Below are 16,874 nucleotides of genomic sequence, written 5' to 3'. Positions count from 1 at the left end.
TCTTTTGCCAAGCCTTGCGCAAAAAGGCAATCCAAGGGCCGGAGGCCTATAAAATCGGGAAAACATATCCCGATGGGATTATTCATTCTTAAAAATTTAAAGACATGAAACTGAAACTCATCGAAAACATCTGCAGGCAAGTGGTCGCACTGGTTCTGCTTACGGGAATATGCCTGCTTTACTGCAAGGGCGTCATTCCCGTGTACCTGTCTGTCCTGTTCCTTATGTCCGGAACACTGGTCCGTCTCGCCTTCAGGACATTCACCTTTGTCTTGAAAACAATCCTTGTCCTGATTGTCATGGGCATGCTTGTATAACCATCAAATGCAGAAGATATGAGAACTTACACATTTACATCCTCGGCTCCGGTCATGCCGGCTGCATGGCCTGCCACAAACCGGACAACACCTGTCAAAAGACAGCCTCCCTGTACGACAGACGGGCCCAGACGTATCGGCTACTATCTGGAACCGTTGAAAGGCATCGCCTCGAATCCGGACAGGCAGAGAATCCTGAAGGATTTTTTCAAGGAAACTTATGTATAACATTTTAAATTTTACCATTATGTTTTTTCAAGCAATCAACCAAATGATTACGGCAGGCACAGACCTGAGTATCAACATCAGACGGGTAAACGACAATCTGACGGTTGCCGTCGTTCCCAGACGGTCGGGAGTAAAGGCCGGCGAACGCATTGTCCCGCTCATCCTGAACGGTACGCCGGAAGAACTGGATGCAGGATTCCTGCAGGCTGTCGGTGCACCCGTACAGAAAGTGCAAGGTATCCTTACCAACCTGGAATCGTTCGAGAAGCAGGCAGAGCAGGCGGTTTCACAAAGCAAAACCTCCAAGCCTACGGTGGAAAAGGAGTCCAAGGAAGCCCGTGAAAAACGGGAAAAGATGGAAAAACTGCTGAAGAAAGCTGAGGATGCCACGGCAGGAAAGCATTATTCCGAAGCATTGACCTGGCTCAGGCAGGCTAAGGTACTGGCACAGCCGGACAAACAGGCGGACATTGACAAAAAAATGGCGGAAGTGCAGAAGAAGGCATCCGAGGGAAGTCTGTTCGACATGGTACAGCCGCCGGTAACTGCTCCACAGCCATCCTTGCAGCAATCGGCTCCACAACCGATGGCAGCCCCGACGCCACAATACCGGAGCGGAGAGCAAGTTCCGATGTTCATGCCCGAACAGCCTGCCCCGGCTCCGCAACCCGTTGCACAGCCGCAAGTACAGCCCGTACAATATAGGCAACCTGCACCGCAACCGGTTCCTCAGCAGGCTGCTCCACAACCGCAAGACATCCAGTTCCATCAACCGGTACAGGTGCCGCAACCGCAATTGGCGGACAATCGCTGGATGCAACAACCGGCTCCGTCACAGTATGCAACGGTGCAGGAGGCTGCAATGTATAACTTCGACAAGGATTACGAGGATGACCGGGAGCTGCTCAGGGAGGACCCTTATGCGGAATATCCGGACTTTCCGAAGGAATGCCGCATGACGGATATGGCACAAATGGATATGGTATATTGTTAAACCCTATAAAAGAAAAATAATATGGCACTTGAAATCAAAGGATTGCAGAGAGTATTCAAATTCAAGAAGGACTCCGTGGAGCTCGTGTTGGATGATCCGAACAGCGAACTGTCCGTAAACGAGGTGATGGACTTCTATTCCATGACCTACCCTGAACTGACTACGGCAACGGTACATGGTCCTGAGTGGGAGGACGACAAGGCGGTTTACCGCTTCAAGACAACCATCGGAGTGAAAGGGTAAGCGGTATGAACAAGAAAAAAAAGGATAAGGAAACATGCAGACAGCTTTCAGAACAAGCCAAGGATGGACTGGCACGGCTGATTATTCTCTCAGTAAGTTCGTCCCACATCCGAAGGGGAACCTCGGAACGGAAAAGAAGGATACTTCTGCCACCGGGAAGCACAATGCTTTTCTGACCGGTAGAATCACACCCCTTGCACCGGATTATTGGCATCAGGATATGGATAATGATTCTCCGGTCAATCTCACGACTCCGGAAAATTTTGACTATCTCTACCGGTCGGCATCAAGATATGCGGAACTTATGGGCATAAAACTCCCTTTCCGATACAGGAAAGGGGGTTGCCCCCGCCTGAATATTACCGAGTTGTACAGAGTTATGGAAGAGTGTGTACCGGAGTGTATCAATCTGGAAAAGAAAAGCGGAAGGCTGCATTTCTGTCTGTTCCGCCATCATGACTGGCCGGAACCTGCTTTGTTTTGGATTCCGGTTGATTTTACCGAACGGCTTTCGGCATCATTGAAGAACATTGTCAGAGAGTTCATCCGGCTATTTGTCCGGCATCACGGGCTGTACGATATTACTGAGACATTTTATTATGACTTTGCCATAGAAGAACTGGAAGACTGGGGAAACCGGGATTCCGATGCTTCCCCGAAGGAAGTCAGGGCGAACAAACGGCTGGCAGATTCCTATCAGTCTGGAAAACGGATGAAAGCACTCAGACGGATGTCGGGCAAACCGTTCTGCAAGTCTTTGGAGGAGGCTGTGCGGAATTATCGGACAAAAAAGGAAAAAGAGCTGAAGCTGTTGGAACTGATTGAGGACGGCATGGCATTGATTACTCCGGAAAGCCCGGTATTGACAGGCTACCAGTACGATTGGGCTTATGAAGAGGAATGCGATTTTCCCCCGGTGGGAATGGAAAGCCAGGTCATACTGGTCTATTCTGCTGATGATACATTGGCGGAGTGTGTCAAGGGGTATATGAATTCGGATTATCAGGAAACCTATGCCCTTACTCCGGTCACTTACAAGCTACTGACACCGGAAACGGACAGTCTTTTTCAGATGGATGACTATCCGGAAAGGCTTTCCAGATGGTTGGTGTGTTTTACAGGCTATATTGATGACAACTTTTAAAACGAATGACATGAATGAACTGACTAAGAAACTTCAACAGGTGATGGTTCCCAAAGCGGCACTGATTGCTTACGAATACAGTGATGGCCGCTATGGACACGGGACATATTATCTCGAACTGCATCCGATCAACGACAGAGGCCGGATGGAGGCTGCCGTCCCCGTTACGTATGAATTTATGGACTCCCTTGTGGAATACTATACGGATAACCGGCAGGATGTACCGCATGGGAAAATCCCCGCCAATATGCTGTGGTGCGATACACGCAAGGGACACGAGAGGTACATCTGGTACAATCCTCCGGGAAAACGGCAGATGTTCTTTTCCGAAAGGCTGAATATTCCGGACGGGACATTCCATGTACCCGGTGTCATTTACAGGGTTTCCGGTGACAGACTGGAAATTTTTGCCTATAAGGGAGAAGCACCGGCAGAAGACAGCCCGCTTTTCCTTGCCCCGTTTTTCAATGTAACGGGAAGCAGTGTCTGTCTGGGAAATGCCTCGTTGATTCCTCCGGAAAACATGACTTTCTCAAAACTCCTTGAGTATTGGGAAAAACGCTTCTGGCTCAGTGAATTTTCCCATTTGGGAGGAAGCAGGAATCCCACCGAAAGCAATCTGGTTTCGGTGACGGAAAAGGCACGGACCAATCCGTTTGACTATAACGAATTGAAACCTATGGACAGACAACTTAAAGACTTATTGGTATGAAAAAGATTCATTATACAGACAGATACCTGCTCAATCCCCACCATCCCGTAACCGTTTTCATAATCGGTGCGGGCGGAACCGGATCGCAGGTGGCCACCAATCTGGCAAGGATGAGTATCGCATTGCAGGCACTCGGACATCCGGGCCTGCACGTGACGGTTTTTGACCCCGATACTGTCACGGAAGCGAACATCGGACGCCAGTTGTTCAGCGAATCCGAACTCGGACTGAACAAGGCGGTGGCACTTGTAACCCGTATCAACCGCTTTTTCGGCTTTTCATGGGAGGCAAAAGGGCAATGCTATCCGTCAGGAACATCAGATTCCGTTTTGGCGAATATCATCATCACCTGCACGGACACCACCCGTTCACGGACTGGTCTGTGGCGTTTTTTGAAAAAGCATAGGGAACGTTCATACGATGACGAGAAATCACCGATATACTGGATGGATTTCGGCAATGCCCAGACCACCGGACAAGTACTGATAGGAAATGTCAAAAGCAAGATACCGCAGCCCTCCTCTACTGAATACCTGCCTATACCCAAGATGAACGTCATAACGGAGGAAGTTCCTTATTCCACCATCAGGGAGAAGGATTCGGGACCGAGCTGCTCGCTGACGGAGGCATTGCAAAAGCAGGATCTCTTCATCAATTCCATGTTGGCACAAATCGGATGCGACGTCCTGTGGCGCATGCTCAGGGAAGGAAGAACGTTCTACCGGGGAGCCTATCTCAATCTTGACACGTTACGGGTAAACCCCATCCCGGTATAGAACACAAACGTCAGTTTCTCCTGATACATAAAACGATGTATAGGAGAAACTGACGTTTTGGAACACTCCTGCTATGCGGTTTAATATTTCAGCCGTACGGCATTTGCCACTCCCTTTTCCGTCATGACCAGCTCATACCGGTCCAACTTTTCATAGAGTTTGCCCAATGTCTTGCATCCATATCTCCTGACCTTGAATTTGGGCATCATTTTTTTCAATGCACCGCCGATCAGTGAAAGGGAAACCTCTTCTTTGCCGTCAGCCGCCTGCTCAAAAGCCTTGTCGAAATACTCCATATCCCTTCGGATAAAGAATTCGGGAGTGTTCTCCTCTGCCTTGCTTTCCTTCCGGTCGGCATACAGGAATACGGAACAGGACCGTACCAATGACACCGGGGTCTTTCCTTCCCCATATCCCAGCACTTTCACCCCGGCTTCCCGTATCCGTTGGGCAAGCAGGCTGTAATCACCGTCACTGGCCACCAGGCAGAAACAGTCCACCTGCCCGTCCCGAAGAATATCCATCGCATCTATGACCAGTGCAATGTCCGTCGTGTTCTTTCCGGGAACATGGGAGGAAGCTTGTACAAGCCTGAATCCATGCTCCCTGGCACTTTCCTTCCATGCGGAAAGCGCTTTCCTCGTCCAGTCTCCATAAATTCGTCTCACAACGGCATCCCCGTAACGGGAAACAAAGCCCATTATATCTTCCATCCTCTCAAAGGATGCGTTATCCCCGTCAATAAGGACTGCAACGGTATATCTTGAATTGGCATTTGTCTTCATAACAACTGTTTATGAAACAAAGTTAGCATAACTTTCCCATGTTGGTATTCCCGCCCTTATCTTTTTTCCCACGTTTCTGTAAAAACTCCTGTATTTCCGAGCTTCTGTAGAAGTTTTTCCCGTTATCGTCCGTCTGGTAATAACGGATCAGCCCTTTTTCCCTGTAACGGGCGACTGTCCGCAATGACACGTTTAGCAGTTTGGCAATGTCATAGTTGTCCAAAAGCTCGTCTCCATTCAGGCAGTCCTTCACGCGTCCCATCCTGTCCAGTTTCTTTTCTATACGGTCAAAACCTTCCACTATGGTCATTATCATTTTTTCAAGCACTTCATTGTCTATATACATCATGGCAATTTTCTCCTGTCTTTTTAAAGGTTATTACTGGAATACCCTTTTCTTGTGCGCACTTTCAAGAGTATATGCCATATTCAGTGAAAAATGTATGCCACATTATCCGTTTATATTGGACGGGGAATTATATAATGCTGCAAATCAATAAAATACAGATATAAAAATAGTATAGGGGAAATTGAAATGTAAAAATTCGAGGTGTAAAATTGTAAAATCCGAATGTAAACTTTACAATTTACAGGTCGTCAGACCTTCTCCAGATCAGGACTGATAGATGGCGTTTCCATACCAGGCGTTTTACTTTTGTCGGCGAAGGCATCTGAAAGGTACGGGCAAGAAATACAGCACCTTCCACTTTGGCACCGGCCCTTTCCAGATTATGGGCGTATTCCATCAGGCTGGATCCGCTGGTCAGCAAATCATCGACAATCACCACGCGCTTTCCGTACAGATCGTTTGACATCATATAGTTGGCGGTATTTATTTCAGAGCGTTTTTCTGAGGCGTGTTTACACTCCCTGCTTTCCGTAATGCATATTAAATCCAGTCCTGAACGGACATAGCCATGCGTTTCCAGAAAACTGGCAATACCTGAGAAACGTCTGTAATAGCGGTCTGATGTGCTGCACGGCATAAACATGGCAGTAATATCCTCATCAGTGGAAAGAAGCAGGAATGCTTGTGAAAAATATTCCGTACAGCTGTCTTTTCCATCCTTGAAATCATATACTTTTTGCACGAATGCCAACTGGTCATCACAAAGCCAGCTTTCAAAGCGTTTGGGAAAATAATAGCCGGCAAACACGCAGCGAATGCTCCCGAATGAGAACAATCGCAACGGACGGACTTTATCAAACAGCTCAGGACAAGTCAGCGCATATAACAGCGGTGCATGAGGATTTCCTGCTATGATGGCTTGACGTAGCGGTTTCTCCCTGTCTTCCCGCTCATCGTAGGCTGCTGCATATTGGCATAGCACCTTGCCGCACTTTTTTCTCCAGTATTGTCCGTATATCCAGAGAACGATAGCCGTTAGTAATAATGTTGCATTGATTATCAGTTCCATATTTCCTGTTTTTTTATTTTCGGACAGATTGTCCGGGATAAAAATACTGTTTTTCCGGTAAAGAAACAGACTTTTAGCCATTCTTTTAATTTGCTTCCCCAAACAGAGCGGTCTCTGACATCTGATGACATCTGATGCCGTTTGATGACATCCTTTTGCCCACGACTTTTACTTCCCGTATTTTCGTGCCGGACAAAAAAAGCAGAGTTTATGGAGTTTGTATGTATCGAAGCTAAGGCATTCATGGAAATGAATGAGGCTTTGGAAGCCGTTGAAAAGAAAATGCGTGAAACATGCGGAGGAGGCATCTGTAGTATGGATGACTGGATTGATAACCAGGAAGCGTGTATGCTTATGAATGTCTCGCCCCGAAAGCTGTTGCAACTTCGGAGAAGCAGGATTATCCCTTACAGCCATATAGACCGCAAGGTATATTACAGGCGTCAGGATATTATACGTTATTTGGAAAACAGTATTCACCATGTAACCCCCGAATCCTTATGACTCAATTCATACTGACCAAAGAAAGCCCTGAGATTATACGTTTTTTTCGGAACATAAGCACCCTGTCCAAAATGCTGGATGACCAGGAGAAAAACTTTCGTCCGGTCCTGAACGGAGAGCGTTACATTACCGACAGCGAGTTGGCGGAGAAATTAAAGCTGACACGAAGAACGCTGGCTGATTACAGAATGAACGGCAGGTTGCCCTATTACAAAGTAGGAGGCAAATTATTATATAAGGAAAAGGACATTCTTGTTCTGTTGGAAAAAAACAGGGTGGAAACATTTGATCATTGGTAATACCCGTTTCCAAGTATCACGACATAAACATAAGAAAGTCATGGAAACGATAAAAAGAGAGGGTTTCATGGCTTTCTTATTACAGAACCGGCCGATTATAAGTTTTTTATGGTGAGTATTTACGACAATACCCTAACTAACTTTGCCAATAATGCCGTTCAGAACAAGAGTTTTGGGCGGTATTTCTATATACACAGATAACTGTTTTCCCAAGCAACTTTTCTCACCAGAGTTATATATAGCAAGAACTATAAACTTTAGTAAGATGAATATTGGTAAATTCACTTCTTTATATGACCTCTTGGAAGCATTTCCTACAGAGGAAAGCTGCATCAAGTATCTGGAACAGCAACGCTGGGCAAACGGTATTCCTGTTTCTCCTTATGACCCCTACGTCCAAAGTATATAACCGTGGCGATGGAATGTACCGCTATAAGAATACGGGCAAGAACTTCAACGTCAGAATAGGAACTATGTTTGAAGGCTCTAATAATCCTGCCTTTATCTAAATTTAACCTTGGGAGCTTGCTCTGCGGTTTTCTTTACTTTCTTAACCCAGCATTGTTTTTGGTCACTCCAATAATTTATCTTGAGACTATGCCTTAAAGCAGTCCATGTTGTTTGAGCTTCCATAACGTTTTATTTATCAAGTGTTCTATAATCGGGATTAGCTTTCATTTTACTCCGTATCGTTATATCATTGAATAGTTTACGGATACAAAGAATACCTACACTCTCGCCAAGTTTCGAAAATTTTTCCATAAATCGCCCTTTCAGAAGATGAAGACGTAAAGAGTACTTTTCTTCGTCCTTATAATCAAACTGTTCCTCAAACATAATCTGATTGTTCCGTTCCCCTTTGACGATGATATTCGCTTCTTTACCACCGCGGTCTTGTACTTCAATTGAAATAATTGTTCTATTTATATCTACAAATTTTCTTTATTCTATATCTGATAACTTTGGGCATAGATTGCTATGACATTTTGTCAGGAAAAGGGTATTGGCACTCATTTTGTTTACCTTTTCCATAAGGTATCGCAAGCCTTTTCTTAAAGTCCGTGAGGATATGCGACAGGCTTTTATAGACTTCTCCCCTGAAAACTGAGAATAAGAGACATATACGATACAATCTTGTTGCAGGGGCGACATAAACTTATCGTATACAAAGATTCCCCGAATTAAAATTGCATATTATGGCTTTTTCAGAAGAAACCATTCAACAAGTATGGGAAAAGGCAACACCAGTTGCTGGAAATGACCCAGCTGTTTGGCGTCAAGACCAATGCAAGGCTTGGATTGGAAGAAGGTTCTACGGAAATAGAAATAGTGAATATGGTTGGGAAATAGACCATATCGTTCCTGTTTCAAAAGGTGGAACTGATAATCTATCCAACCTCCGTCCCTTGCAATGGGATAACAATGCTTCACGCCAAAATGACCGTCTTGTATGCAAAATTACAGCTTCAGGAACTCACAATACTGAAAAGTAATTTTGTATTGCTTTTATCAAGTCGTACTCTAATACGATTTTGCAATTTTTATAAAACTGCCGTCATTTGGGTACTATGACGGTAGTTTTTTCTTATAAAAATGCAAATATAACGTATTGTATCTGAAAACGTTCAATTCCTTTTCAAAGTTTAAGATTTCAGTTATTATAAATCAGATAAGCCTATTTGGGATATTATCGTAAATACTCACCTTTTTTATTTTGGAATCATATATCAGTCAGCATTTCTATTTCTTACATGTAAAGGTAGCCTTTTGCTTCTGATGCGCAAAGCGGTCCTTCGGACTGGTTGGCTGAAAAAATCATCCTCGCTTCGCTGCGGTATTTTTTCGCCAAGCCTTGCACTATCAGAGCAAAAGACAAATGTCTGACATGTAAGAGATAGAAATATCGGCTTTGCCAAAGCCGGAAATGTTTAATCACGAAATAAGAAAATTATGATTCAGACAACAAACAAGTATAGCAAAGAAACTTTCATCCGCCTGAACTACTGGTATGATCGGATACACGGACTTGTACAGGAAGATATAGATAAAGTGAATACCATGGTGGAACACATCGAAAAGACACGCTCCGACCGGTATCCACGGACAGGAGACAACCTGTTCTTTGTTTCCGGTTATGGTGAGCGTTCCCGGCTGTTCTTTATAGATGCCGTATATGGAGATGACATTATACTCCGGGATTTTTCCCGTGTTCCATTCGTGTCCCGTGACAAAGAGGGTATCAAATGCGATATGCATGGCGGTGAGTGTCTGTTGGTAAAGGCAGGCGATGTAAGGTTCAAGGCATGGACTACCGGCCGTTTCAAGCATTGGGGGCATTACGGGGCATGTGAAAACGGGGAGGTTTACTACGATGCGAAAATAGCCCTGTGGGAGTGTGGCGCACCTGAACAGCCGGAAAGCCGGGAATGGTTCAAAATCCATATCCGCAAAAACACCCGGTCGGGCGAGGATATGTACGTCGGAGAAATATCCTGTAAGGATGAGGATGGACTCAAACAGTTTGTCAACGATCATGAAGGTACCATATTCGCAGAAGAGGATTCTCAGGAAATGGTCATGCTGTGTTTCAGGCATTCCGACATGAGGATTTCCCCGGAAGAATGGGAAAAGATGGATTGTCCGGTATCCATGCGTGAGATATACGGACAGATGCAGGAAGTAAAGATTGTAAAAGACCATAAAACGCATCTGACCACATTCTACTATTAACATAGTATCACCACATGAAAAATCACCCTTGTTTTCTTCTGCCACATATGACAGGAAGGAAACAAGGGCATATCATAAGGCAGTCTTTTCAAAACTTCTATTAGATATGGAGCAGATTGTTCTTCCCGCACAAATATTCATTCAGATCCTTATATCCGGAATATTCATGCGAAAGATCGCATATACGGATTCCGTATTTGTCCTTTAATGCCTGCACCGCATTTTTCCCGGCGGTATCATTATCCAGACAGCAACGGATGCCGTCATATTGTGAAAGGAAAGAAAAAGCCTTCTGTAAGTTACTGACAGAATTCAACACTATATAATCCCCCTCTTCCAAAGATGGAAAAGCCAGTCTGAAAGACAGAAAATCCATAAACCCCTCAAAAATATAGCAAATCCTGCTTTCCGGCGTGCTAATGATGCGACTGATGTCCTTGGGAGCAATACAAGCCTTGAAATACCTGTTCCTGATTTCGTACCCTCCGGAAATATTAGGGAAAGCGATGGCAAAATAATTCTTCCCATTCCGTTTAAAATGGGCTTCCCTGCATATTTTTCGGGCAGTTTCCAGATCGATGCACCGTTCCTTCAGATAAGTAAGCAGTATCCGGTTGGCAAGAGGAATGATTTTCAGATCTTGAAAGGCGGGATATGCCTTTTCAAACGGACAGGAAACAGTAACCGGTTTCAGTACGGCTCTTTTATTCTCAATACACTGTAATACATAACCTATATCTTGTGTCCGATAAATCTCCTTGGCCAACGTTATAATATCCCCTCCCTTCCCCAGACCGAAATCATACCACAGTTCCTTATGGAGGTCAACCTTGAAAGAGGCTTCCTTTTCCGTCCTGAAGGGCGATTTGTACCATACGCTGTTCCCACGCTGTATTACCGGTTCGTATCCGAATCCGGCTAAAAAATCAACAAGCCTGATGTTCTTTGCTTCTTGTATGTTCATGGCATCTCATTTTCAAGGGTTAGTTCACTATTAATACACGACAAAGAACCGCTTTATACCCGAAACATAAAAAGCAATGTCATCAGATGTCATTAAAAGTCATCAGATGACATCCTGTATATCCTTTTTACATGAATGGCTCAAAAAAACTTTTCTGTTTTGGCATGCACACCTCCTTCATGCAGCAATGCCGCAAAGTATGATAAAAGCATGAATTATAAGTAAAACAAAACTGTACAAAATAATATTTATGGAGAAGTTATGACATTCTGAATAGTATCTGTATATTTGTAGAATCCAATAACACATAATATATTTGAATGGTATAATCTGTAGACATTATATCGAATAAGGTTTTAGGATATTGATAACCAATAGCCCTGTTTCTTTTCTGTATAAACTCTATATTTTAATACAATGAAAATTTAAAAACTGTTGACTGCCGCTTTACTATAAACTATTAATTTAAAAAAGTATTTATGAACAACATGAAAGATTTGATTGCGTTATTTGACAACCACAAGATTTATGATACGGATATATGGACAAATGTCCTTATTCTATTGGTGTTTACAGATTTGTATTTAGGTGTGTGTTGTCCCCAAAAAGAACCTGGAATTACGTTTCAGGATTTAACTCTAATAAACCTGATTCCATTCGTAATATTAGGTATTGTCTGTATTTGGACTGTGAAATTTTTTACTTGTATCCTCTTTGCATTATGTACACTAGCAGTACCCTTAATTGGGAATTATATTTTTCTATTTAAGAATGAAGAAGTTTCGATATTTACGTTGAAAGAATATGCAATGAAAACCAATAATACTGTGATTGCACAAATTGTAAGCGATATAGAGATACAAAAATCAAGAAAGGTAAAGAGTGCTTTAGGAAAGGTGGGAGCCATAATCTTATGTTTAGTAGATCTCTTTGCAGGTGCCTTCATGCCCAAGTCAGTTCCAAACTTTTTGGCACCTAGTGAAATAGTCGTCATTTGTATTTTTGCTCTTTTAGTGCTTTTGGTTTATTCATGCAAAATAAAGATTCAAGGGGTATATCTTTCTAATGATTTGCGAAGCAAAATTTCCAACTTTAAAGTCAACACCCCAAACAATAAATAAATTCTTAATGCATTTAATTAAGCACATATTTTTATTTTTTTCTCTTGTTGAAAACTATAATTAAAAGGAATGAAAATATTTGCAGAAATCGAACCTGTGTATTATATTTGCAGTGTCAAAGAGACAAATTTTGTCAGATTAGTAAAGAAAAACAATGAATTTAGCGTAAGGCCAATTCAATGGTTTTCATAAAAGATAAAGCAAAAAGGTACAGTCACTCAAGGAGTTAGAATAAACCGAAGCAAAAGGTTCGATTCCTGGTGGCACCACTTGAAAATCAGAGAGTTACAACAAAAAGTAACTCTCTTTTTTTTGTTTTCATGGCTATGGTTTACACAGATTTAGGCAAGTTGTGTAAACCAGCGTGTAAACCATGAATGTTACAGTAAACGTGATTTAAATCTGCCCGAACCGGAATTTCAAACAGTGGGAATGTTTACGGCTATATTTAAACGTCAAACCACTAACTCTGCCAACTATGGCAGAGTAAATGACATAGTAATAGCTATAATCGGTGTCTTATCGGCTCTTATGGTAGCAATGAACCTTTATGGGAGTTTGGTATAAACTCAAAAAAACAGAAGTTAATGCTTTAAAAGCAAAATTGAGAGATAAACAGGAAGTTGAACAATCGTTTTATGTGAATTCTACACAGCAAATGTAGGAAAAATAATAAAAAAGCAAGCGATCTTACCCGGATAAATCAACGGTTATTATATTTTTGCGTGAAATTACTCCACAGCATGAAATCAACTGAAATCACAAGAGAAGAGATGTGGGCAAAGCAACATTTGTCTGCAAATGAAATCGACTATGCCATTTGGGAACAGGATAAAGTTGTGCTACAACAGATGTCCAAAATCAGCAAAAGTTGCTCATTTGTAGTTGACGTTTATAAATACAGATATGCTTTCGCATCTTCTAACTTTGCAGATATTCTAGGATATGACAGCCGGAAAATAGCTACTCTGGAGAAGCAGGGAGATTATTTGGAATCACGCTTTCATCCGGACGATTTCGCCCGACTGGAGCAATTGCAGATTAACCTTAGCAAGTTCATCTATAGCCTGCCTCACGAACAAAGAAATGATTATTGTAATATATATAGTTTCCGGCTGATGAATGCCAAACAACAGTACATACGGGTAATCAGCCGACAACAGGTTTTAGAACAAAGCCGCAACGGAAAAGCATGGCTGATACTTGGAAATATAGAGATTGCACCCAATCAGACAGAAACTGATCAAGTGGAATGCACTGTATTGAATCTCAAAAATGGAGAAATGTTCTCGCCTACTTTAGTATCTATTCCACGGATTCATCTGACACAGCGTGAACTGGAGATTTTACAGCTTATTCAAAAAGGATTATTAAGTAAAGAAATAGCTCACAATCTCTGCATCAGTATTCATACAGTCAATATTCACCGGCAAAACCTATTGCACAAATTAGGGGTACAGAATTCTATCGAAGCTATCAATGCAGGATTAAAGTTAGGAATACTAAGCTAACCGCTCTGCGAAAGAATTATTCAAGTTACGGCATCCAGTCCATAATTCCCGTAACCGGATGCAGACTTCTCCATTCCATAAAGTCCTCATAACTGCGTATACCATCCCGGATAACAGCCTTATAATACTCTATTCCTATAATCTTTTCCGACTCGGGCGTATCATATTTCAATTTTAAAATGGTATACCTTGTTTCATCAGTCAAAACAGCGGAAAGCCGTTCGGCAAACTTCTCAAAATAGCCATCATACCGGGAACCTTCCAAAATATGGATCATATCTATCTGCCAAAGCGCATTATCTGCATCCCGATACCAGGCATGCCACTCCACACATGCCTCCTCCGTATCCAGCAGATTCTTATGCTCCATCTTCATGAAAGACTTGTTTTCCGTAAACTTCACCATTGCCTGAAAGCTATCACACAGACTAAATTGTGAGGTATAAATATGAAAATCAATGTCAAGATGCTTCATCAGCAATCCTGTACTCAAAGAACCTACTAAATTGACTCTGGCACCTATACTTTCCCAAATAGGGATGATTTTTGTGTCTTCTATAATTTTCCGGGCTTTCTGTTGATTCCGTCTGGCAAGATCAAGAATATCCATTGTTTTTCTTTTGTAATGACGTGCAAATGTAGAAAAAAGGACGGATATATAGCTATAAATAACTATTTAATAACCTGATAATTCAGACTAACTTTGCCACCCTTTCCAAACTTCCCAGATAAAAAATTAAAAGAGTTATGACATTCAATCAAACAGAAAAGCAGGAAAAAAAGTACTTGCAACAGATCATCGGCATCATTAACGATACGATTCATAACACCGATACATCAGTCAAAGAACATGTAGAAACCTTACAGGAATACAAAGATTATATCTGGTCAAACAAAGATATCGATCCACATGAAATCCGATCTATGCGCGAAAGCATCCTCAATCATTTCGCACTGGGTGAAAGCGTAATTGACAAACGCAGGCGGTTGGGCAAAATACTGGATATTCCTTATTTCGGACGGATAGATTTCGAGGAAAAGAAAAACGGCAGTAGCATTTTACCTATTTATATAGGCATACATACGTTCTATGATTCACAAAGTAAGACTAATCTGATATACGATTGGCGGTCTCCCATTTCCGGTATGTTCTACGATTACGAACTGGGGAAAGCGGTTTACACCTCCCCTACCGGTGAAATCAACGGAGATATTTCACTTAAACGCCAATACCGCATCCGTAAAGGAAAAATGGAATATATGATAGAAAGCTCGCTGACTGTACATGATGAAATACTTCAGAAGGAACTCAGCAGCAATGCCGATGATAAAATGAAGAATATTGTCACCACTATCCAGCGGGAACAGAACCGGATCATTCGCAATGAAGAAGCTCACGTGCTCATTATCCAGGGAGTTGCCGGATCGGGCAAGACATCCATTGCCTTACACCGCATCGCCTACCTGCTCTATACGTTGAAAGGAAATATTTCCTCAAAAGATATACTTATTATTTCACCCAATAAAGTTTTCGGTGATTATATCTCGAACGTACTTCCCGAGCTTGGCGAAGAAAGTGTGCCCGAAACCAGTATGGAGCAGATTCTTTCGGGAGTTCTTGAAAACAAATACAAATACCAGAACTTCCTTGAACAGGTAACGGAATTACTCGAAAAAACGTCCTCGAACTTCATTGAACGAATCAAATACAAATCTTCCTTTGAGTTTATTTCACAGCTCGATAAGTTTATCCTCTATATGGAAAACAACTACTTCAAAGCAGCAGAAGTAAAACTCACCAGGCACATCACAATTCCCGCCGAATATATTGAAGAGCAATTCAGGCGCTTCAACCGTTACCCCATGCGCCAGCGTTCTGAAGCTATGACGGATTATATCCTGGAAATGATAAAGGTGCAATACTACTTTACAATTACCACTTCAGAGAAAAAGCTGTTGAAGAAAGAAATAAAGAAGATGTTTGCAGGTAACAACGATCTTCAGATTTATAAAGAGTTTTTCGTATGGATAGGTAAACCCGAACTATTCAAATTACGCAAGAACCGGATGTTGGAATATGCAGACCTGGCACCTTTGGCATACCTGCATCTGGCTTTAGACGGAAATATTACTTCGCCCGGTGTCAAACATCTTTTGATAGACGAAATGCAGGATTATTCTCCTATCCAGTACAAAGTAATTCAGAAACTTTACCCCTGCCGGAAGACCATTCTCGGAGATGCATCACAATCTGTCAACCCTTATGGTTCGTCAACAGCCGATATGATTCGGAAAGCATTCACTATAGGCGAAATAATGAAACTATGCAAAAGTTACCGCTCTACGTTTGAAATCACGGATTTCTCGCAAAGGATTCAGACTAATCATGAATTAGAACCTGTCATACGTCATGGTGAACCTCCTGCAATCCTACGGTTTGAAGATATAAAACAGGAAATACTGGGTATTTTCAGTATAATTTCTTCTTTTAAAAAATCCGGTTATACGTCACTCGGGATAGTATGCAAAACCGAAACACAAGCAAGAGAACTGTCAGAAAGCCTCAGGGTGCATACCGGTGATATCCATTTCCTGTCCAATCAAAGCTCTGCTTTTATGAAAGGTATTATCATTACCTCATCTCACATGGCAAAAGGATTGGAGTTTGACGAAGTAATCATTCCCTATGTCAACGACAAGAATTACAACTCAGTCATTGACAAAAGTATGCTCTATGTAGCTGTAACAAGGGCTATGCATAGACTGACACTAACCTACAACGGACGACCAAGTGAATTTATTCCTGTCCCGTCAGATCAAAAGTTTTAGTTCTCCGGTTATGGAATCAATAATAAACCCGTTTATCTTAATATCCGATGGGATAAGTGCCCGATCACCATCACCTGTTCCACGCCAAGTTCATAAATGGCTATCAGCAGACTTCTCACAAGGCTAAAGTTTATTGATATCACATCCTCGCTAACATCGGCAAGAACTTATTACCACCTGCCGAATTACCCTCTGTTCTGTTTCAGCAGACCGGACGAAGTGTTTCAAGCAACGAAACAAATAGTTTCAAGTAATGAAACAAACAGTTTCAAGCAATGAAACAAACAGTTCCAAGTAAT

Annotated in this window: 20 protein-coding genes and 2 pseudogenes; 15 read left to right on the top strand and 7 right to left on the bottom strand. The window is 42.3% G+C overall.

Annotated elements, in window-relative coordinates:
- Positions 1-104 precede the first annotated feature (104 nt).
- Genes BN161_RS18135 through BN161_RS18105 form a run of 7 tightly spaced genes read left to right on the top strand, consistent with a single transcriptional unit; the run spans position 105 to position 4,414 of the window.
- Positions 105-317 carry a hypothetical protein gene (locus BN161_RS18135; protein ID WP_005858548.1) on the top strand — a complete coding sequence of 71 codons (213 nt, stop codon included), beginning with the start codon at positions 105-107 and terminating at the stop codon, positions 315-317.
- Positions 318-335: 18 nt separating this feature from the next.
- The gene (locus BN161_RS18130) at positions 336-545 is read left to right on the top strand and encodes a hypothetical protein (RefSeq protein WP_005858546.1); all 210 of its coding nucleotides are present in this window, start codon (positions 336-338) and stop codon (positions 543-545) included.
- 19 nt (positions 546-564) lie between these two features.
- On the top strand, positions 565-1,539 hold the full coding sequence (locus BN161_RS18125) for a PRTRC system protein E (protein WP_044269190.1): 975 nt from the start codon (positions 565-567) through the stop codon (positions 1,537-1,539).
- Positions 1,540-1,560: 21 nt separating this feature from the next.
- Complete coding sequence (locus BN161_RS18120) at positions 1,561-1,782, top strand: PRTRC system protein C (protein WP_005858542.1); 222 nt, start codon at positions 1,561-1,563, stop codon at positions 1,780-1,782.
- Positions 1,783-1,816: 34 nt separating this feature from the next.
- Positions 1,817-2,926: a hypothetical protein gene (locus tag BN161_RS18115; protein WP_044269029.1), complete on the top strand. Its 1,110-nt coding sequence runs from the start codon at positions 1,817-1,819 to the stop codon at positions 2,924-2,926.
- A 10-nt stretch (positions 2,927-2,936) separates the two neighbouring features.
- Positions 2,937-3,638, top strand: a complete 702-nt coding sequence (locus tag BN161_RS18110) for a prokaryotic E2 ligase family D protein (protein WP_044269187.1) — start codon at positions 2,937-2,939, stop codon at positions 3,636-3,638.
- A complete protein-coding gene (locus BN161_RS18105; RefSeq protein WP_007832830.1) occupies positions 3,635-4,414 on the top strand; it encodes a PRTRC system ThiF family protein in 780 nt (259 codons plus the stop codon). The genes BN161_RS18110 and BN161_RS18105 overlap by 4 nt, the downstream gene beginning before the upstream one ends.
- Before the next feature lie 80 nt (positions 4,415-4,494).
- Here BN161_RS18105 and BN161_RS18100 read toward each other — a convergent pair whose 3' ends face one another.
- The 3 genes from BN161_RS18100 to BN161_RS18090 form a co-directional block, all read right to left on the bottom strand.
- Positions 4,495-5,199, bottom strand: a complete 705-nt coding sequence (locus BN161_RS18100) for an NYN domain-containing protein (RefSeq protein WP_004288687.1) — start codon at positions 5,197-5,199, stop codon at positions 4,495-4,497.
- Between the two features lie 22 nt (positions 5,200-5,221).
- The gene (locus BN161_RS18095) at positions 5,222-5,548 is read right to left on the bottom strand and encodes a helix-turn-helix domain-containing protein (RefSeq protein ID WP_004288686.1); all 327 of its coding nucleotides are present in this window, start codon (positions 5,546-5,548) and stop codon (positions 5,222-5,224) included.
- A 238-nt stretch (positions 5,549-5,786) separates the two neighbouring features.
- A complete protein-coding gene (locus tag BN161_RS18090; protein ID WP_182015851.1) occupies positions 5,787-6,617 on the bottom strand; it encodes a phosphoribosyltransferase in 831 nt (276 codons plus the stop codon).
- Between the two features lie 210 nt (positions 6,618-6,827).
- Here BN161_RS18090 and BN161_RS18085 point away from each other — a divergent pair, with 210 nt between their 5' ends.
- From BN161_RS18085 to BN161_RS31155, 3 genes and pseudogenes are all read left to right on the top strand, one after another.
- Positions 6,828-7,121: a helix-turn-helix domain-containing protein gene (locus tag BN161_RS18085; protein ID WP_004288683.1), complete on the top strand. Its 294-nt coding sequence runs from the start codon at positions 6,828-6,830 to the stop codon at positions 7,119-7,121.
- Positions 7,118-7,420, top strand: a complete 303-nt coding sequence (locus tag BN161_RS18080) for a helix-turn-helix domain-containing protein (RefSeq protein ID WP_004288682.1) — start codon at positions 7,118-7,120, stop codon at positions 7,418-7,420. Before BN161_RS18085 ends, BN161_RS18080 begins: the two co-directional genes overlap by 4 nt.
- Positions 7,421-7,685: 265 nt before the next feature.
- Positions 7,686-7,917 (top strand): annotated as a pseudogene (locus BN161_RS31155) (IS1595 family transposase); the annotation flags it as partial.
- Between the two features lie 142 nt (positions 7,918-8,059).
- On the opposite strand, the gene BN161_RS30850 reads toward BN161_RS31155, so the two are convergent.
- Positions 8,060-8,182 (bottom strand): hypothetical protein, encoded by a 123-nt coding sequence (locus tag BN161_RS30850; RefSeq protein WP_255467643.1) that lies wholly within the window; start codon positions 8,180-8,182, stop codon positions 8,060-8,062.
- Positions 8,183-8,616: 434 nt separating this feature from the next.
- Between BN161_RS30850 and BN161_RS18065 the strand changes: the two genes are divergently transcribed.
- Together BN161_RS18065 and BN161_RS18060 are read left to right on the top strand one after the other, a co-directional pair.
- A complete protein-coding gene (locus BN161_RS18065) occupies positions 8,617-8,913 on the top strand; it encodes an HNH endonuclease signature motif containing protein (protein WP_044269012.1) in 297 nt (98 codons plus the stop codon).
- Between the two features lie 457 nt (positions 8,914-9,370).
- The gene (locus BN161_RS18060; RefSeq protein ID WP_044269010.1) at positions 9,371-10,150 is read left to right on the top strand and encodes a DUF4121 family protein; all 780 of its coding nucleotides are present in this window, start codon (positions 9,371-9,373) and stop codon (positions 10,148-10,150) included.
- Between the two features lie 100 nt (positions 10,151-10,250).
- Here the strand turns inward: BN161_RS18060 and BN161_RS18055 are convergent, their stop codons facing one another.
- Complete coding sequence (locus BN161_RS18055; protein WP_044269007.1) at positions 10,251-11,114, bottom strand: toprim domain-containing protein; 864 nt, start codon at positions 11,112-11,114, stop codon at positions 10,251-10,253.
- A 479-nt stretch (positions 11,115-11,593) separates the two neighbouring features.
- Here BN161_RS18055 and BN161_RS18050 point away from each other — a divergent pair, with 479 nt between their 5' ends.
- Complete coding sequence (locus BN161_RS18050) at positions 11,594-12,235, top strand: hypothetical protein (protein WP_044269005.1); 642 nt, start codon at positions 11,594-11,596, stop codon at positions 12,233-12,235.
- Positions 12,236-12,978: 743 nt separating this feature from the next.
- On the top strand, positions 12,979-13,746 hold the full coding sequence (locus BN161_RS18045; protein ID WP_081743740.1) for a LuxR C-terminal-related transcriptional regulator: 768 nt from the start codon (positions 12,979-12,981) through the stop codon (positions 13,744-13,746).
- A gap of 25 nt (positions 13,747-13,771) precedes the next feature.
- Here BN161_RS18045 and BN161_RS18040 read toward each other — a convergent pair whose 3' ends face one another.
- Positions 13,772-14,356 (bottom strand): hypothetical protein, encoded by a 585-nt coding sequence (locus BN161_RS18040; RefSeq protein WP_044269002.1) that lies wholly within the window; start codon positions 14,354-14,356, stop codon positions 13,772-13,774.
- Positions 14,357-14,493: 137 nt separating this feature from the next.
- Here BN161_RS18040 and BN161_RS18035 point away from each other — a divergent pair, with 137 nt between their 5' ends.
- Positions 14,494-16,575 carry a HelD family protein gene (locus tag BN161_RS18035; protein WP_044269000.1) on the top strand — a complete coding sequence of 694 codons (2,082 nt, stop codon included), beginning with the start codon at positions 14,494-14,496 and terminating at the stop codon, positions 16,573-16,575.
- 56 nt (positions 16,576-16,631) lie between these two features.
- Here BN161_RS18035 and BN161_RS31070 read toward each other — a convergent pair.
- A pseudogene (locus BN161_RS31070) lies at positions 16,632-16,718 on the bottom strand (carbonic anhydrase); the annotation flags it as partial.
- Positions 16,719-16,874 lie beyond the last annotated feature (156 nt).

The sequence above is a fragment of the Bacteroides timonensis genome (genome assembly GCF_000513195.1).
Taxonomy (GTDB): Bacteria; Bacteroidota; Bacteroidia; order Bacteroidales; family Bacteroidaceae; genus Bacteroides; species Bacteroides timonensis.
This window is presented reverse-complemented; position numbering and strand designations above follow the sequence as displayed.

What these genes read in the sequence shown, in the direction of transcription:
- BN161_RS18080 (WP_004288682.1), top strand. Translation starts at nt 7,118, where the DNA reads ATGACTCAATTCATACTGACCAAAGAAAGCCCTGAGATTATACGTTTT.
- BN161_RS18130 (WP_005858546.1), top strand. Translation starts at nt 336, where the DNA reads ATGAGAACTTACACATTTACATCCTCGGCTCCGGTCATGCCGGCTGCA.
- BN161_RS18060 (WP_044269010.1), top strand. Translation starts at nt 9,371, where the DNA reads ATGATTCAGACAACAAACAAGTATAGCAAAGAAACTTTCATCCGCCTG.
- BN161_RS18090 (WP_182015851.1), bottom strand. Translation starts at nt 6,617, where the DNA reads ATGGAACTGATAATCAATGCAACATTATTACTAACGGCTATCGTTCTC.
- BN161_RS18050 (WP_044269005.1), top strand. Translation starts at nt 11,594, where the DNA reads ATGAACAACATGAAAGATTTGATTGCGTTATTTGACAACCACAAGATT.
- BN161_RS30850 (WP_255467643.1), bottom strand. Translation starts at nt 8,182, where the DNA reads ATGGAAAAATTTTCGAAACTTGGCGAGAGTGTAGGTATTCTTTGTATC.
- BN161_RS18100 (WP_004288687.1), bottom strand. Translation starts at nt 5,199, where the DNA reads ATGAAGACAAATGCCAATTCAAGATATACCGTTGCAGTCCTTATTGAC.
- BN161_RS18135 (WP_005858548.1), top strand. Translation starts at nt 105, where the DNA reads ATGAAACTGAAACTCATCGAAAACATCTGCAGGCAAGTGGTCGCACTG.
- BN161_RS18055 (WP_044269007.1), bottom strand. Translation starts at nt 11,114, where the DNA reads ATGAACATACAAGAAGCAAAGAACATCAGGCTTGTTGATTTTTTAGCC.
- BN161_RS18095 (WP_004288686.1), bottom strand. Translation starts at nt 5,548, where the DNA reads ATGATGTATATAGACAATGAAGTGCTTGAAAAAATGATAATGACCATA.
- BN161_RS18110 (WP_044269187.1), top strand. Translation starts at nt 2,937, where the DNA reads ATGAATGAACTGACTAAGAAACTTCAACAGGTGATGGTTCCCAAAGCG.
- BN161_RS18120 (WP_005858542.1), top strand. Translation starts at nt 1,561, where the DNA reads ATGGCACTTGAAATCAAAGGATTGCAGAGAGTATTCAAATTCAAGAAG.
- BN161_RS18115 (WP_044269029.1), top strand. Translation starts at nt 1,817, where the DNA reads ATGCAGACAGCTTTCAGAACAAGCCAAGGATGGACTGGCACGGCTGAT.
- BN161_RS18065 (WP_044269012.1), top strand. Translation starts at nt 8,617, where the DNA reads ATGGCTTTTTCAGAAGAAACCATTCAACAAGTATGGGAAAAGGCAACA.
- BN161_RS18125 (WP_044269190.1), top strand. Translation starts at nt 565, where the DNA reads ATGTTTTTTCAAGCAATCAACCAAATGATTACGGCAGGCACAGACCTG.
- BN161_RS18045 (WP_081743740.1), top strand. Translation starts at nt 12,979, where the DNA reads ATGAAATCAACTGAAATCACAAGAGAAGAGATGTGGGCAAAGCAACAT.
- BN161_RS18085 (WP_004288683.1), top strand. Translation starts at nt 6,828, where the DNA reads ATGGAGTTTGTATGTATCGAAGCTAAGGCATTCATGGAAATGAATGAG.
- BN161_RS18040 (WP_044269002.1), bottom strand. Translation starts at nt 14,356, where the DNA reads ATGGATATTCTTGATCTTGCCAGACGGAATCAACAGAAAGCCCGGAAA.
- BN161_RS18035 (WP_044269000.1), top strand. Translation starts at nt 14,494, where the DNA reads ATGACATTCAATCAAACAGAAAAGCAGGAAAAAAAGTACTTGCAACAG.
- BN161_RS18105 (WP_007832830.1), top strand. Translation starts at nt 3,635, where the DNA reads ATGAAAAAGATTCATTATACAGACAGATACCTGCTCAATCCCCACCAT.